A 15,860-nucleotide genomic window follows, 5' to 3' on the forward strand; every position below is an offset into this window, starting at 1 on the left:
GGGGGGGGGGCGTACCCGCGGGCCAAAAACGGGGGTGGTTATTGTGGCGCGGCCCGCGCCGGGGGGCGCCGGGCGGGATCCCCGGCGCCGACGGGCATCGGGAGAAATGGCGCCTCACGTTGGACATGCTCGACGAGGTCACGGCTGGGGCGCGCCCGCCCGGCCGGTCCTCGCCGGTGCCGCGGAGTTTGGCCACGGTCTGACCGAACGTGGCCTGGTCTACGTCCTCGGCGTCACCCACACGGCCACCACCGAGCCGGCTACCGCCTCGCCGGTACCCGCCTACCCGGGACCGCCGGCGACACTCAAGGCCTTGGTCCAGGCCGTCGGCCGCGGCACGGCACGGCACGGTGGGTGACCTGGTGACGCGGCGCCCATCACGGCATCGGCAGCCCAGCCGCCGCGATGCGCTCGTGTCTATGGCCGGCGACGCGACCTGGGCGCTGCGGGTCGCGAAGAGATGGCTCACCGCTGACCCCGAACAGACTCTCCTTTTCGCGTCTATCTGCGGCAGAACGGGTGCTGGGCGCGATCCCTGACCGGTAAGGACCCGGCCGGAGCCGCGGCGGAAGCCGCGGATTTCCCGACCACCGCTCTGCTCGACCCGCCACGCTGGGGTATCGCCTTTCACTACGGTCTGATCGTCGAAATGTGGCTCGCGGCCGGGCTGCCGGCCAGAGCCGAGGCCGCTCTCGACCAGGCCGAGCACGCCCTCGACACCTACGGCCAGTACTACGGGAAGGTCTGCTCCTTCTCCTCCGGGCGAAGCCCCCCCACCAGGCTCGCGGCGAACCCTCCTCGTTGTCCGCTCGGCCGCCGCGAAGGCCCACGCCAGGTCCACCGAGCGCGAGGCAGGACTTTTCGCCTACCGCGCCACCACCTTCCTGGCCGACGCTTGGAAGACCCGTCCGGCCGCCTCGCCGCGCCGGCAGGTGTCGGCCGTCATCGCCACGGCCAGCCCTGCTCCGCCTCGTCGATCGCGAGCGGCTACCTGGTCGTGCCGACGAGCGTGGCGACGATTTTCGCCAGCTCCTCGCCCAGGGGGTTCGTCCCGACGAAACCGGCCGAACGCAGCGCCGCCGCGCTGAGCCTCCGGCCGGGGCGGGGCTGCCCCAGCAGCCGCGCCGCCGCGTCGATGGCGGCCGGGTGCAGCGGAAGGCGGGGTAGCGGCGGTCGACTTGCGAGCCGGCGGACCTCGTCCTGCAGCGCCGCGTAGTCACCATTCGCCGCCGTCAGCGGACCGACCGGCCCGCCCGCCGGCTCGTCGACGACATTGAAAACCGTACGATCCCGTGGGAGCTCCGCGTCGACCGCGAACCGCACAGCTGCAGCTGCGTCACCTACCGTGACGTAGTGCATGCCGGTGCCCTGGCGCAGCGAACGGAGCAGGGTGGCTCTCACCGGTCGGCGCAGGGCGTCCTCCACCAGCTGGTATGACGACGCCCGTTCGATCGAAAGCACCGCGCCGAGTCGCAGCACCACCAGCTCGCAGTCCCGGCGAAGCGCGGCCCGCCAGAGCCGTTCAGCGGCGAGCGTGGCCTTGGCGTCCGACCCGCGCGGCCGGCACCGGGCATGTTCGTCGACAGGTCCCCGATGCTGTGGCCCATAGACGGCGGCGGTGCTGACCAGCACAACCCGGTTGATCCGCGGGCAGGCGTTGACGGCGTTGAGCAGGTCGAGCGTCATCGTCGCCGTCTGTTCGGCGAGGCGGCTGTGGGTGAGGTGGCACAAGACGGTGCTGTCCGGCAGGTCCAGCGACCCGAGGCGGCGGGAGAGGTCCGAGCTGTGCGGCCCGGCGGCGGGGTCGGCCCAGACCCACTGCTCGTGGCGTAGGCGGCCTACCGGCGGGCGCCGGCCGAGCAGCGTTACCTGACAGTCGGCGAGCGCCGCCCGGACGTGGGCGCCGAGCGAGCCGCTGCCGCCGGTCAGGACGACGGGCCGCCCAGAGGTCTGGCCTGCCCGGGCGGCGGGTATCGCCGCCGCTATCGGCCATGCGGGCCGGTGGCCGGCGGGCGCGCCCGGATCGGGGTGGAAGGCCTCGCGCCGGTGGTGGAAGACGCCGTGTGCCAACAGCCGGGCGGCTGCCAGGTTGACGTTGGCTGGGTACAGTGCCACAGCCCGTGCGGCGCTTGCGGCGGCGGGTCGGTGCCGTTGGGCCCGCAGATGTCCCCGTGCCTCCAGCAGGTAGGCGCTGCTGAGTGCCTGTGCCCTGCTGCTGCGCAGCGCATCGGGAACGGCGGTCGAAGCGAACCATTCCTGCATCACCTTGACGTACTCGCCGGCGAGCCGCGCTGACGGCGCGGCGAACGACAGCCCGCTGTCGTGGACCCGGAACCGGGCCAGCGTGCCCGGCACATGCACGAACGGCCCGGACAGGCCCAGGCGCAGCCAGAAATCGTAGTCGGGTATCAGCCGCAGGGAGGTGTTCCACCAGCCGGCCGCCGCCGCGGCCGCGCGTGTGAACAGCGCTCCTGGGCCAGGCGGGCAGAGCAACCGTCGCACCATGGCGTGGTAGTCGAAGTCGGGCGCCACCACGTCGCGTACCACTCGGCCATGGGCGTTGATGAGCTGGTAGTCGCCGTAGGCACAGACAGCTTCCGGCGCGCAGACCAGCGCCTCGGCGAGCGCGCTGACCGCCTGGGGCGCCAGCACGTCGTCGGCGCTGAGGTAGCCGACGAGCTCACCGTCGGTCATCGACCAGCCCCGGTTCATCGCCGCCGACTGGCCGGAGTTGGGCTGGCGCACCCAGCGCACTCCAGGGCCAAACGCTTCGAGCACGCGAGGGGTCTCGTCCGTCGAACCGTCGTCGACGACGACGAGGTCGAGGCGGGGATGGTCCTGGGCGAGCACGCTCTCGATCGCCTCGGCGAGATAAGCGGCCTTGTTGTAGGCGGGGATCACCAGCGAGACCGTCGGTTCCCGCCCGACCGGGGCTCGCCGCGTGTCCGCGGCGGTGACGGGCTCGGCGCTGGCGGGGTTGGTCATGGGCGCGTCCCCAGGCCTGGCGGAGCACCGAGCGGCCGGCGCGCCTCGGGGACCGATCCCCGCGAGGCCGGCGGGATCAGGTCGCGCAGGAAGGCGAACAGCTGGTCGGCGGAGTCTTGCCAGAGGTGCTGGCGCGCGTAGGTCTGGGCGAGCCCACCGAGCCGGACGCGCAGGTCACCGTCGGCCAGCAGGGTGCGCAGCGCCGCGGTCATGCCCGCGACGTGGGCCGGGTCGAAGTAGACGCCCGCATCGCGCAGGATATCGGGCAGCGGCATCCGGTCGGAGCACGCGATCGGCAGTCCGCAGGCCATCGCCTCCAGCAGCGTGATCCCGTAGGTCTCCTGCCCGGAGGGGAAGACGAACACGTCACCGCTGGCATAGAGCTCCGGCATCCGCTGCGCCGGGACGTCCCCATGCACCGTGACGAAGCCGGTGGCACGGCGCTCCCGGACCGCCGCCGCGACCCGCCGCGCGGTCGGCGCGTCACCCCCGCCGACGAGGTCGAGGCGCAGGCCGATTCCGGTCTGGTCACGCAGGTCGCAGACGGCGTGGACGACGTTCCACTGGTACCTGAACAGGAACTGGGTCGTCACGCACAGAATCCGCGGGGCCGCTGGGAGCGTCGCCCGGGCGGCGCGCGGCAGGTCGAGATACCGCGCCGGTGTCCCGTGGCCGATCACCGTCGTGGCCCGGATCCCGCGCACCTGGCGAGTGATCTGCTCACGGCAGCTCTCGTGCAGGAACACGACCCCGTCGGCGCGCCGCATCCCGGCCACCAGCCGCTGCCGGGTCGCGAGAAAATGCGCGCTGGCGGCACTGAGCCCGTAGAGGCGGTAGGTCTCGGCGGCGAACGGGGTCGGATTGTGATGGATGACCGCGCGTGGGACGCCCGGGGCGCGGCCACGTACCAGCCCATGCTCGTGCAGCAGGACGTCCGATCCGACCTCTCGCACCAGGCTGGGGAAACCGGTGAACCACCAGCGCCGCCGGACGGCTCGTCCAGGGTGGTCGAGCTCCGGTGGGCGCACCACCCGGACGTGCTCGCCGAACGGTCCGAGCCGTTCGGCGAGCCGGGCCGAGACCAGCAGAGTGATCTGAAGGTCAGACGGCGGCTGGGCGTTGAGCACTCCCCGCAGGTGGTGCAGGTAGCCACCGCTACCACACGTCCCCCCGTCCACCAGGATCTTCATGGAATGTGAGGCTCCTTCTCCAGGTCGAGCTCTCGGCGCCGGAGACTGCCCGCTCTCGGCGTAGGCACGGCGCTGCTTGTCCGCCCCGGCGGCCCGGCCGGCGGTCCGTCGGCAGGAAGTGCGCGACCGGAGCTCGCTGGCCAGCCGGCTCTTCGGGGCTCGCACATCCGGTCCTGTGGCATGGCCCGGCCGGTGATCAGATGACGGCGCACCAGCAACCCGATCACCGGGATTACCGGCCAGTGCTGGGCGACGAACGAGCCGACCAGGTAGGCCTCGGTGGACAGGCCGAGCGCGACCGTCCACACGGCCAGGACCCAGGTGATCTGCGCCGGTCCGGGCAGGCCCGCGACCACCCGCAGCAGCACGCGGGTGACCAGTCCGAACAGGAAGGCGCCGACGAGGACCCCGCGGACACCGAAGGCGAGGTACAGCTCGCCGGGCGCGGACGGCAGCGAGCTCGTCTTCTGGGCGCCGAACTGCCACGGGCCCATGACCTGCAGGCTCGGATGCCAGGACGACAGCGCGTGCCCGGCCACGATCCGCGGCAGGAAGATCGAGTTGAGCGACCCTTTGACCGCGTCGAAGTAGTCCTGCACGCCGAAGCCGTGCGCGGTCGAGTGCCGGTTCACGATCATTCGGACCGCGTCGAACCGTCCGGTACCGAGCACCTGGGTGATCTCACCCGACGAGTACGAGTTCCCGACATAGGGATTCCCCGCGAGCGAGGTGAGTGAGTTCACATGGCCGGTGCGCGCCTGTGCGAGCAGCAGCAGCAGCACGCCGGCCAGGCCGATGGGGACCAGCACCGGCCGGTACGCGCGGGCCCCGCGGTACCCATGGGCGCGCATCGCGAACAGCACCGCCACCACCACGAACACCAGGTCCCCGCGGCCGCCGGAGGGCAGGACGCAGACGCCGCACAGCACGAGCACCCCGGCGTAGCAGAAGGCGCCTCGGCGCCCGGCGTCATGGAACCCATACCGGACCGCCAGACACAGCAGGGTGACGCCGAAGATCGGGAACAGGATGCCGAACATCCAGATCACGGGATTGACCTTGGTACCAGTGCCACCGTCGACGAGCCCGAAGTACTCGGTGCGGGTGACCATCGACAGGACGAGTCTCCGCAGGCCCAGCTGGGAGAGCGCGACGAGTCGCGCGGCCACGAAGGGGGCTGCGACCGCCAGCAGGATCAGCGTGACCCGGCGCTGGCCGCGGCGGGTCCTCGCGTTCTCGGCGACGAGTCTGTCCCCGGGAGCACCGCCCGGTCCAGCGGACCTGAGCACCGGAACGAACCGGTGCAGCGGAACGTCGCGGCCAAGGGCCACGAAAAACAGCACCTGGAACCCGGTCAGAAGCGCGACTGTCCCGAACGTGCCCGCGTTGTCAAGCGACCCCTGCCAGAAGCCGAGACTCAGCTGGTCGTATCGGAAGCACTGCTCGGCGGCGGCCCAGGAGAACGCGAAGAGGCTCCAGAGCTGGAGCATGCCGACGGCGGAGAGGAAGCCGTTACGACGAAACGCCCGCCAGGCTGCCAGCAGGTTCCAGGCGCCGGTCGCGCCGGCGAGTACGAACGAGGCGGTGCGCCAGCACACCCGCATCGGCGCCGGATCAGGTGCGGAGCGGACGGAGAGCGCCACCGCGACGAGCCCCACCGCCGCCACCACGAGCGGCAATGGCAGCCCTTGACGGGACCCGCCGGTCGCGGGCGGCCGGCTGCGCCGCGCGCGGACCCAGGTGGTCATGAGGTTCTCCGCCGCGCCCGCGCCAGCCTCAGCCGGCGGGTGAGGGGATGCGGCCACGGCCAGCGGCGCTTCGGCCAGCCAGGGGGACGCCGGTCCAGCGGCCGTCCGATCGACCATGGCCCGGCGCGACGTCCCGAGCCGGTCACGACGCCGCGGCCGGGAGCCGACTGGTGCCCCGTTCGTCCGCGCGGCGACCAGACCGCGCACGTCCACCCGCCGCCGGTGATCCGGGCCAGCAGCACCAGCGCCAGGCTCTGCACGGTGAGCCCTCCGGCCGCGAGCGACGCCGCGGCCGTCGGCCCGCCCGCCGGCACGACCAGCACGATCGCCGTCAGCGTGGCGGTCGCGGTGAGGGTGCTGGTGACCAGCATCAGCCGGTGCCGTCCGCAGTTGGCCAGCACCGCGCCGGCCTGCCCGGACCAGGCCGCGATCGTGTTGCCGGCCGCGAGGATCGTCAGCGCCAGGCCGCCACTGCGGTAGGTCGGCCCGAACACCAGGCCGAGTAGCGGCCCGCCGCGAACGGCGAACAGGAGCGTCGCGGCGGCGGCAGGCGCGGTGGCCACCGCGGCGCCGAGGCGCAGGAGCCGGAACAACGGCGCGCGTCGCTTCGTGGCGAACAGCTCCGCGATCATCGGGAGCAGCGCGGGGCTGACCACCAGGGTCGGCATCGCGACCAGCGTCGCCACCCGGGACGCGACCGCGTAGGCGGCCACCTCCTCGCCGTGGCGGGTCGCGCCCAGCACCCACAGGTCGGCCTGGGTGAACGCGCTGTAGAGCATGAGGGAAACCAGCCAGGGAAGGGACACCGAGAACAGCCGGCCGACGCTCGGCGCCGCCTCGGCGACAGGCGTCTCAGGCGCGGGCGCATCGTCTGCCCGAGATTCCGCTGGCGACGGCGACCGCAGCCGCCACAGCCGCGGCGCAAGCACCGCGAACCCGGCCGCGACGCTGACCGCGGACGTGACTGTCGCGATCCAGAGCAGGTCGGTAGCGCCGAGATGGCGTCTGCCCGCCTCCCACAGCCCGAACAGCGCCCCCATCAACAGCACCGACCCGACACAGCCACCGAACACCGACGCCGAGCGGGCATCCCCCAAACCGCGATGGCACTCCCCGACCAGGGTCTGGCCACCGCTGCCCACCAGCAGCGCCGCGACCACCGCCGCGGGCAGCGCCACCTGGACGCCGCCGGGCGCGCCGCCGGCCAGCAGTCCCAGTGAGTCGCCGGTGAGGTGGTCGCCGAACAGCGCGAACAGCGCGCCGAAACCGACCAGGCCGAGGAAGCCGAGGGCCACGCACCGCCACACGACCTGACCGGCGGCCCGGCGGCGGCCGAAGGCCAGCTCCGAGGCCGCGAACTGGACCACTACCTGCGAGAGGCCGAGCCCGCCGATCAGCCCACCGACCGTGGCCACGCTGGCGCCGATCGCGTACGCGGCCATCCCGGCCGGCGTCAGCATCCGCGTGGCCAGCGCGCTCGACCCGAACGCCGCAAGGGCGACGCTGACCCGGCCGGCCAGCGTCCACCCGCCTGCGCGGGCCGCGCGCCCGGTGAGCTGGCGCAGGCCTTCAGGTTGCGGCTGCGGTATGGGCCGATGCCGGCCGCGGGCCTGGCTCGCATCAGGGACGACACTCTCCATGTGCCGGTGGGTTGCGTACGCCTCGCGGCCCACCGACTCCTCGCCCGCGACGGATTCAACCGCCCGACGAGGCTGGCTCTCTCGAAGCACCCCGGACGCCGGCTCGCCAGAACCGACGCCGGCCGGCCCGTTGTGGGCGATCGTCACCGGCGAGCCCGCGCACGCGTGTCCTCCGCCGAACGCTGAGCCGGAACCGCGGTGCCGCCGGCCAGGGCCGCGGCGCGACGGCCGCGATGCCCGCCGCCGTAGCGCCCGTAGCCATACCGACCGTAGCGCAGCTCAGGCGACGCCGACCGGTTGAAGACGTAGCCCAGAAGCGGGGTCCCGACGAAGTCGAGGCGGTGGCGGACCTCTTCCAACACCCGCAGCGGAGTGCCGCGCTCGACGACGACCACGACAGCATCAGCCTGCGCGGCGATCGCGGCCGCGTCACTTACAGCGAGCAGCGGCGGGGAGTCGATGACGACGATGTCGGCGCGGTCACACAGCCGGCCGATGGCCCGGCGAAACCTGCCCGTCCGAAAGAAGGCGGCCGGGTCGTCGAGGAACCCACCGGCCGGTACGACGTCGAGCCCTTCAACGCCGTCGAGCTTGCGCACCGCCTCGCCCACGGGCAGCTCACCGCCCAGGTCGGACAGCCCCGGCGCGCTGGCGGCGTCGGCGAGCCTGCTCAGCCCACGCATCCGCTCATCGGCGTCGACAACGGCGACCCGACAGTCATCGCGTGCCATCGCGATCGCGAGGTTCAGCGTCGTCACAGTCTTACCGTCGCCGGGACGCGCACTGGTGATCGAGATGACGCGGCCGCCGACCGCCCTGAGCGCGAAGCCGACGCTCTCGACGAGGATGTTGTACGCCTCGGCCGCCGGGGAATGCGGCTCGAGCGCGGCTGGCAGCGGGCGGCCGTCCCCGGACACGACGAACTCCGGGATCTCGCCGAGCAACGCCGCCCCGAGGACCATCGACGCGTCCTGCTTCTCGTCGGCCCGCCGACGGTACTCACCCCGCCACCAGACCACACCACCACCGAGCACCAGCCCTAGCAGCGTACCGATCACGATGTCACCCAGTGGCTTGGGCGAGGACGGCGAGGACGGCGGCTCCCCCCGGTCGAAGAGCGCAACGCCGTCGCCGAACCTCGCGGTGTCGACCGAGATCTCATCCGCCCGGCTCTGCATGGTCAACAGCTGGGTCGCGGCGGCCTGGCGGGCCGCCGAGATGCTCGGGTCGTTCGCTCCGTCACCCGACTGGGCGAGCTGCTGGTCGAGGTCGCTGATGTGGGAGCGAAGCTGGCTGACCGAATGGTCGAGCTCGCCGGTGGTCTCCCGGGCGTTCGCCTGCACCCTCTGGCGGATGACCGTGCGGTACGCCATGGCGACGCCGTTCGCGAGGTCGGCGGCGCCCTGGGCAGTCGAGTCGGTCCCGGTGACGCTCACCTGGTTGAACTCGTCGGAGGCGGAAGCGCTCACCTGTGACCGCAGTCCATCGGGGGTGAACCGGCCCTGCAGCAGCTTGGACGCGGCGGTCATCACCTCGTTGGAGGTGATGTACGCGGCCTGACCGCGAACGTACCGCGACGGGTCGACGACCGTCTGGTTGTTGGCACTGAAGACACTGGAGCTGCTCGGGTCATTGAGCAGCAACGTCGCCGTGCTGGAATACCGCGTCTGCTGCGCGCTCGACACGAGGAATCCGGCCGCGCCACAAACGACCGTCACCGCCAGTAGCAGAGGCCATCGTCGCATGACCAAGGCGACCACGCTCCACTCACCGCCGACACCGCTGCCCGTCGCCACAGGCCGCCTCCTTCCCCGGACCGGACTGACCAGCTCCTACGCCGACCTGCGGTCGACCAGCGGTGATCACGCCACGAGATGTATCGACTACGTACAGTGACCATAGAGACATGCGTCGAAACGTGACGGAGGCGCGCCGACAAGCACAGGCGTCACGGCCGAGCGGCTCGCACCATCAGACGGCTACGCCGAGACACCGGGCCCGACCAACGCCGCGAGCATCACCGGACTCTGATCACGGCCACCGGAAAAATCCGGACCCACCGCTGTCAAGCCGGTATGGCCGGTCAGGACAGCCTGCTCCACTCCGCTCCCCCGACCCCACACTCACCGCGCCGTCAAGGCTGCCTGCTCGGCGGTCAGGCACCACGGCTGCTCCGCATCGGCGCAGGTCATCAGACAACCGTCATCAGGACAGACGCGGCTTCACTCCTGCTCTGGATCACTGACCCGTCAACCTGGGAGGAAACCGGGGAGCGATCCGAACACACCCCGACGGCGTTGGTTGACCAGAAGACAGTGAAGGAACGCCGCCTGGGGAGAGATCGCTGCCGACCAGATGACGCTGGAACTCGCCGGGCGCACGGAACAGTTGATCCTCGCGGAGATCGCCGAGATCGACCGCAAGATCCGAGGGCAGCGCCAGGTCCGCCAGGCGTTGGCCGGCCCGGCCGCCGCGCGGGTCTGGGACGGCGCCGGCACGTGCACCGACGAGGGCCTAACCGCTCCCCGCAAGATCCTCATCGACGTGGTAGACCGCATCGAGATCACCCCCGGCAACCAGCGCCACGGACCGTTCGACGTCACCCGAGTCCGCATCAGGTGGACTGGCGAAGACCGACACCCGGCCTAATGCTGAGTCGAAAGGGACTTGCGGTGAGGCTGTCAGGGCGACCCTGGTGTCCGAGCTGTTGGAGCTGGTGGCTGAGCCGTCAGGTCTGATGTTCGGGGGTCCGGCGCGGCGGTCGCCAGCGTGCTCGGCCTACCCCGGCCGCGCGGCGCGGTGGCCAGGCCGCCCGCGCGGTCGAGCAGCAGGGCGATCGGGTCCGTGCATAGCAGGTCCAGTGCCTGGCGGACGGTTGTAGCCTCGTACCGGTTCTCGTCGAAATGCGCCCAGACGTGCAGCACGCCATCCAGCAGAGCATAGGTATAGGACACGCCGCAGCGATTCGTCTGGGAGAACGCGCAGGCGAAGAAGCGCTGCGGCGGTGGGGCAAGCCAGGGAAGCCGGCCCAGATCGGGCGGCTCGCCCCATGCCGTAAACACGTGCGCCACGCCGGGCCGCGGCGCCGCCGGCACCGCCGGGGTGCTGGACCGCCGCCTCGGTAGGCGTTCGCCGATCAGACCCTTCGCCAAAGTCGCCAGCGGCTCGCCAAGGTCCAGGGCACGGCGCAGCTCGGCCGCGACGGATCGCGGCGACGTCGGGTCGGCGGGCCGCAGGAGCGAGGACGCAGCGAAGTTACCGTACACGGGCGCACCGTCCTTCAGGTAACGGCGCAGGTCGCAGGGCACCCAGCTGCCGTCCGTGGCGCGGGCGAGACCGCAGTGGTCGGCGGCCGCAGCGGTGGCCGCAAACAGCACAGCGTGCAGCGAGGTTCCCACGGCGTCACTGTCGCGCCACGCGCGCAGTGCCTTCACCAGCTCCGGGCCGGACCGCGCGACCACCCGGCCAACAGGGCCGCTGACTGCGGGAACCTCACTGCCCGCCGGGCCGCCGTCCGGCCGGCCGGACTGGCTCCGCATCCGGTCCGCGATCCCGAGCAGCCGGTCCGGCCGGCGGACCAGGTGCCAGCCCAGTGCCCGGGCGAGCGGGTACCGGGAGCCGGTCTCGACGAGGCCGTCCGGCCGGCGATGCTCGACGGAACAGCACAGCATTCCCAACCAGAAGCCAACCGCCGACCGGTCGCTAACCAGATGGGGCCATTCGAAGATGGAATACCGCTGACCGACGGAGATCCGGAACGGCAGGTCGTCGAGCCCGGCCTCACACAGCATGGCCAACCGGGCCATCAAAAGCCGGTCGTCCTCGACCGGGTCGGCGAGCGCCGAGAAGCGGTCGTCGAGTTCGACAACTACCCGGGAGAGGAACTCCCCGCACCGCTCGGGCGGGATGCGGACCCACCGGGAACCGGCGAGGTCGATGCCGCGCAGGAACCGGCTGTCCGGGTCGAGCGTCGCGAACTCCCGCAACACGTGCCGCACAGCCTCGACCGAGGGCATCGCCGCCGGACCGGCGGCCACGGCGATCGAGCAGCCGGCCGCCTGCCAGATCCGCTCAAGCGTCGAGAACCGACTTCCGCAGCGCATTACCATCTCCCGTTCTCGCGTCGTCTGCGCGGAGGTGACCACGCCCGCGCCGGATCAGCGGTCCGAACCGTCAATATCCGACGAGTGGATAAGGACATGGCGGCTCACACTTCGAAAGAGTCGGCGCATGGAGGCGCGGAACCTCGCCTCCTCGACAAGGTGGCAGATGACTTCCAGGGAGATCGCGAGGTCGGCGGTGAAGATGCCTGCGTTGTCGGAGAAAGCGGCCGGTCCGTACCGGAAGAAGCTCTTGTCCGGGTCACCGGCGAGCCGACTGGGGCACCTAGCGACGGCGCTACGGCTGACGTCCGGCCTAGGTAGACCGACATCGTGGACAACTGGTTGCCGTCGCCGCCGCCCCATTCGATCACCGAGGCGACCGCCCACTCTTCGCACACGTCCGTGATGACCTCGGCTTGAAGGCGGGCAGACGGCCGAAAGAGCCGAGACCCGAGTCGCTTCCGGCGGAGAAGCGCTGTTCCCAGAACACGGCCGAATCGTGGAACCTGGCGGTTCGGTACCGGCGGGCCTCGGCCAAGGCCAGCTCACCCAGGACAGGCGTGCCTCGGACGGTCTGCAGCACGATCGTCGTCAACCTCGGCTCCGCGGTACGGGAACCTGGCCCAGGCTCCGGACCCGCCGGTGGCCCGCTCACCGTACTCACCGTGCTGCTCACCACCGTGCGCTCCTCGCCTTCCCGCCTCCGTGCGCCCTGCGCGGCCTAGGTACAGGGGCGCAAGCTAACACGGGCAGGCGTGCGGAAAGGGGTCAGCTTTCCTGTCCGCCATGGCGTTTCCCGTGCGTCACCCGGAGAGCCGGGTCGAAATGCATCGATAGCGTCGCGATCATAACAAGGCCGACCAGGCGGACCGTCGCGACTTACAGACGACCTCGTCTCGCGACGAGGCGCGGGAGCGACACACCGTAGCTCGGCGGCGGCCGATCAAGGGGGTCGGGGTGGATTCTGTGATTTTTCCGGAAGGCTGCCGAACGTTCGCGCCGGTCGCCCGCAAAAGGATCGAACGTGGCGTTCGCCGAAAATCGACCACCGGCTTCCGGGCCGAGAATGTGACTGTGATGAAATCTTGGTTGATGGCAGCCGCTGGAAGTGGTGGCTATCTGCGCTATCCGCGCGGGGTGCTGACCGGGCGCCGGCCGCGGGACGTCGCCGTCACCTTGCTGCGCTCCCGGTCGCACGCCGACTGGCTTGGTCGGCTCGGGGAGCACGTGCGCGTGCGCTCCCCGACGGAGCTCGCTGATCCGAGGCGGCGTGTCCGGAGTCCTGGCGGCTTACCGCGTTCCCGGCGCTGGTCTGGAGGTCCGGCCGGAGGTCCTCCTGCGCGCGCGGCTTGCGCGGGCGAGTGCCGCAGCCGTTCCCCGTGTCGTCATCCATCACCACATCTTCCCGTTTCATGGCAAGATCTATTGGCTGTATGCAGTGTCGATGACATCTGCCCGGCATCTGGCGGTCTGGGCGGCGCAGGCGAGCGCCTTCCTGCAGATAGACTGGGTCGTGTTCGTCGGGGAGCCCGCGCGTGACAGGAGGACCCGGCAATCCTTTGGATCCGGCGGCACGCCGTGAGTGGCAACGCTATCCCGGACGAGTACCGGGATCTCCCGGGCGCGGTACGCCGTCCGCTGCCCGATCAGGGCCGGCCCCGTCTACGCTGACGTGTCCGTCTTCCCATCCCACGCAGGAGACGTGGCCGATCACGCGGCCGGAGGCGATGAGCCGCGAGCTTCCGGTCGCATCTTCCAACAGGATGCGGGGCCACCGATACTCCGAGACGGCGGCGCCTCCTTCGATCCGGTCGATCCCAACCGCCTCGCCTCTGCGCTTGGGCCTGCTCCTCGCCGTGACGACCTGCGCGTTCGCCATGGCCAGCGCGCACGGGGCCTACGCCCGCGACCACCAGTGGCAGACCTCGCCGACAGGCTGTTCGAGTTTCTGCCCAACGATCGTCGAGGTGGGCGGCGGTACGGTCGACGGCCCCCGCCGGGCGGTGCGGCAGTCCCGGCGGGGGTGCTCGTCGTTCCCTGGCGTGTACGGCACCAGGCGCCACGGGCAATCCGTGTACGGCCGCTCTCAGCCGTCGTGACCTGACCGCATGCCGCCGCAAAGCCGCGGGGGGTAGATGGTCGCGGCCAGCCGGGGTCGAGGGCTCGCCCCGGCCCGACAGCACCGAGGTCAGTCGGCCGTGGGCTCCCTGGCTGGGACACGGGTGTAGAAAAAGAAGTCGGAGAACGAGCCCGCCTCCTCCACACCGGTGAACGGGTATGGGTTCCGGATGGTCTTCGTCAGCTCCCAGTCGGGCTCATTGCTCTCAACCCAGGCGGAGAACTTCCGGTCCCGGACGTGGGGTTCGCTATAACGCAGCCCCTCAACATCGGACGAGTAGATGAGCACGTGCCGGCGCGCGCTGCGGAAAAGCCGACGCATATAGGTGGTGAACGTGACGTCCTCGACCAGATGGAAGATGACATCCAGGGAAAGCGCGAGGTCGGCACAAAAGAAGCCGGCGGCGTCCAGGAAGAAACTCGGGTTGTACCAGGCGAAGCTCTTGTCCGGGTCGCCGGCGAATCGCCTGACACAGTGCTCGATGGCGGTGCGGCTCACGTCCATGCCGAGGTAGCGGGGAACCGTGAGTTTCGAGAGCTGGTTGCCATCCCCGCAACCCCACTCGATCACGGAGGTGATATTTCGCTCCCGGCAGATGTCCGCGATCACTCCAGCCTTGAATACCGCCAAGTGCCCAAACGAGCCGGGGCCGGAGTCGCGGCCAGCGGCATAATGCTGCTCCCAGAATGCGGAAGAACCGGGGAAGTGCCTGACGCGGTACCGGCGGGCGGCGGTCGAAGCCAACTCTCCGAGTACCGGCGTCGCTTTGATCGTCTCACGGACGACAGCGGCCAGGGTCGGGGCCGTCGGGCGCGGCGCGCCACTGACGGAACGCGCCGGTACCGCCTGCGGGTCGGCATCGACCACCATGGAATCGGCTGCCTCTGGCCAGGGCGGCGTTCTGGTCGCCATCATGCGCTCCTCGGAGTTTCTTTCAGCCGCGCCTCGGCTGGCGCAGGCTCGCGCGGAAAATAGCACCCCTGACGCCAGTGGCCGGCAATTCTCAGATGCAGGCGTGTACGACACATGACGGGAGGATTTTCTGTTTCCGGCCCTGCTTCTTCGCCCACCGTGGTCACCAGATAGAACAGCGTCTGGGCGAACTAGATGAATTCGTCCGCAATACAGCCGACGGCGCCCGACGCAGCAGTCTCCGATGGTTTGGTTGATTTGGTTTGTTCGGCCCGCTCCGGTTGGCCGTCCAGATACCGCCGTCCGGCCTGAGCGCGTAGCGGGTGAACAGCTCGTCGACGGCGATACGCTGTTGTTGCCTGGTAATCCCGGTAGCTGGGGACCGCGCTCGCCATCTGCCAAGCGGTCGGCCGTGACGTGGTGGTAGTGCAGCAGGACGTGATCCGCCGGGAGTTGCTCAGGGAACGCGACGAGCCCGGCGCACTGAACATCGACCTGATCTCGCTGATCGTGACGCGGTGTCTGACCGCCGGCTACGACGTGACCCTCGCAGGCACCCCCGACGCCTCCCGCTACGGCCTGGCGCTGCGGGCGATCATCGCCACGCATCCAACCCCGGCCCACGTCTACTACTTCGCACTGTCGCTGGAAGAGACGCCGCGCCGGCACGCGACGAAAGCCAACGCGACCGGCTACGGCGCCCCCGAACTCGCCGACTGGTACGTCCCAGACGACCTCCCTACACGTCCCGAAGAGGGGATCCTCAAAGTCGGTGAAAGCCAAGACCGACATCGTGGCGCCCATCGTCGCCGAAGCCCTGCCGATCCGTGTCCGCCCTGGAAACGCGCCCCACCTGCCCCCAACAGGATTCTCCGACCAGACCGTTGCAGGGCCAGCGGCCCCGCCGGCACCGGCCTGTAATTGGACACGGCGCCATCTGGCCCGCTGATGAGGGACAGCCTTCGCCTCTGCGGCAGGCGGTCGTGCTCGGCCGACTTCACTACACGTTTTCCGCCTGAGGTCGCAGTGGGGTCCGTGCCGTCGTGGGTACCCGTGATCTTTGGTCAGGTCCGCCCGCCTGCGGCTCTAGGGCCTGTTTCGAAAGTCAGTCAGCGTAGCCATTGGTTGATCGCGGCGATGGTGACCGTTGCCGCGTAGCGGAC

Annotated in this window: 12 protein-coding genes; 5 read left to right on the top strand and 7 right to left on the bottom strand. The window is 70.6% G+C overall.

Features of this window, described 5'->3' with window-relative positions; translation table 11 throughout:
• The first annotated feature begins 106 nt into the window (after positions 1 to 106).
• Positions 107 to 358 (top strand): transposase, encoded by a 252-nt coding sequence (locus tag I6A60_RS37290; RefSeq protein WP_238437045.1) that lies wholly within the window; start codon positions 107 to 109, stop codon positions 356 to 358.
• Between the two features lie 629 nt (positions 359 to 987).
• On the opposite strand, the gene I6A60_RS37295 is transcribed toward I6A60_RS37290, so the two are convergent.
• The 5 genes from I6A60_RS37295 to I6A60_RS37315 all read right to left on the bottom strand — a co-directional run bounded on the left by I6A60_RS37295 (position 988) and on the right by I6A60_RS37315 (position 9,281).
• Positions 988 to 2,985: a glycosyltransferase gene (locus I6A60_RS37295; RefSeq protein ID WP_203024292.1), complete on the bottom strand. Its 1,998-nt coding sequence runs from the start codon at positions 2,983 to 2,985 to the stop codon at positions 988 to 990.
• On the bottom strand, positions 2,982 to 4,175 hold the full coding sequence (locus I6A60_RS37300; protein WP_203042512.1) for a glycosyltransferase: 1,194 nt from the start codon (positions 4,173 to 4,175) through the stop codon (positions 2,982 to 2,984). Before I6A60_RS37300 ends, I6A60_RS37295 begins: the two co-directional genes overlap by 4 nt.
• On the bottom strand, positions 4,172 to 5,923 hold the full coding sequence (locus I6A60_RS37305; protein ID WP_203024286.1) for a hypothetical protein: 1,752 nt from the start codon (positions 5,921 to 5,923) through the stop codon (positions 4,172 to 4,174). The genes I6A60_RS37300 and I6A60_RS37305 overlap by 4 nt, the downstream gene beginning before the upstream one ends.
• Positions 5,920 to 7,563, bottom strand: a complete 1,644-nt coding sequence (locus I6A60_RS37310) for a lipopolysaccharide biosynthesis protein (RefSeq protein ID WP_203024283.1) — start codon at positions 7,561 to 7,563, stop codon at positions 5,920 to 5,922. Before I6A60_RS37310 ends, I6A60_RS37305 begins: the two co-directional genes overlap by 4 nt.
• Positions 7,564 to 7,706: 143 nt before the next feature.
• Entirely contained in the window at positions 7,707 to 9,281 is a 1,575-nt protein-coding gene (locus I6A60_RS37315) for an AAA family ATPase (RefSeq protein ID WP_307874067.1), read from the bottom strand.
• Between the two features lie 25 nt (positions 9,282 to 9,306).
• Between I6A60_RS37315 and I6A60_RS37320 the strand changes: the two genes are divergently transcribed.
• Positions 9,307 to 9,459: a hypothetical protein gene (locus I6A60_RS37320; protein WP_203024296.1), complete on the top strand. Its 153-nt coding sequence runs from the start codon at positions 9,307 to 9,309 to the stop codon at positions 9,457 to 9,459.
• A gap of 459 nt (positions 9,460 to 9,918) precedes the next feature.
• The gene (locus I6A60_RS37325; RefSeq protein ID WP_203024279.1) at positions 9,919 to 10,212 is read left to right on the top strand and encodes a hypothetical protein; all 294 of its coding nucleotides are present in this window, start codon (positions 9,919 to 9,921) and stop codon (positions 10,210 to 10,212) included.
• Between the two features lie 32 nt (positions 10,213 to 10,244).
• On the opposite strand, the gene I6A60_RS37330 is transcribed toward I6A60_RS37325, so the two are convergent.
• Positions 10,245 to 11,666 (bottom strand): hypothetical protein, encoded by a 1,422-nt coding sequence (locus I6A60_RS37330; RefSeq protein ID WP_203024277.1) that lies wholly within the window; start codon positions 11,664 to 11,666, stop codon positions 10,245 to 10,247.
• Between the two features lie 1,270 nt (positions 11,667 to 12,936).
• On the opposite strand from I6A60_RS37330, the gene I6A60_RS37335 reads away from it, so the two are divergent.
• Entirely contained in the window at positions 12,937 to 13,248 is a 312-nt protein-coding gene (locus I6A60_RS37335) for a hypothetical protein (RefSeq protein WP_203024275.1), read from the top strand.
• 606 nt (positions 13,249 to 13,854) lie between these two features.
• Here the strand turns inward: I6A60_RS37335 and I6A60_RS37340 are convergent.
• Positions 13,855 to 14,697, bottom strand: coding sequence for a class I SAM-dependent methyltransferase (locus I6A60_RS37340; RefSeq protein WP_203024272.1), 843 nt, complete (start codon positions 14,695 to 14,697; stop codon positions 13,855 to 13,857).
• Positions 14,698 to 15,123: 426 nt separating this feature from the next.
• On the opposite strand from I6A60_RS37340, the gene I6A60_RS37345 reads away from it, so the two are divergent.
• Positions 15,124 to 15,618 (top strand): kinase, encoded by a 495-nt coding sequence (locus I6A60_RS37345; protein WP_203024270.1) that lies wholly within the window; start codon positions 15,124 to 15,126, stop codon positions 15,616 to 15,618.
• Positions 15,619 to 15,860: the final 242 nt, after the last annotated feature.

This window comes from Frankia sp. AgB1.9 (assembly GCF_016786355.1).
GTDB lineage: Bacteria > Actinomycetota > Actinomycetes > Frankiales > Frankiaceae > Pseudofrankia.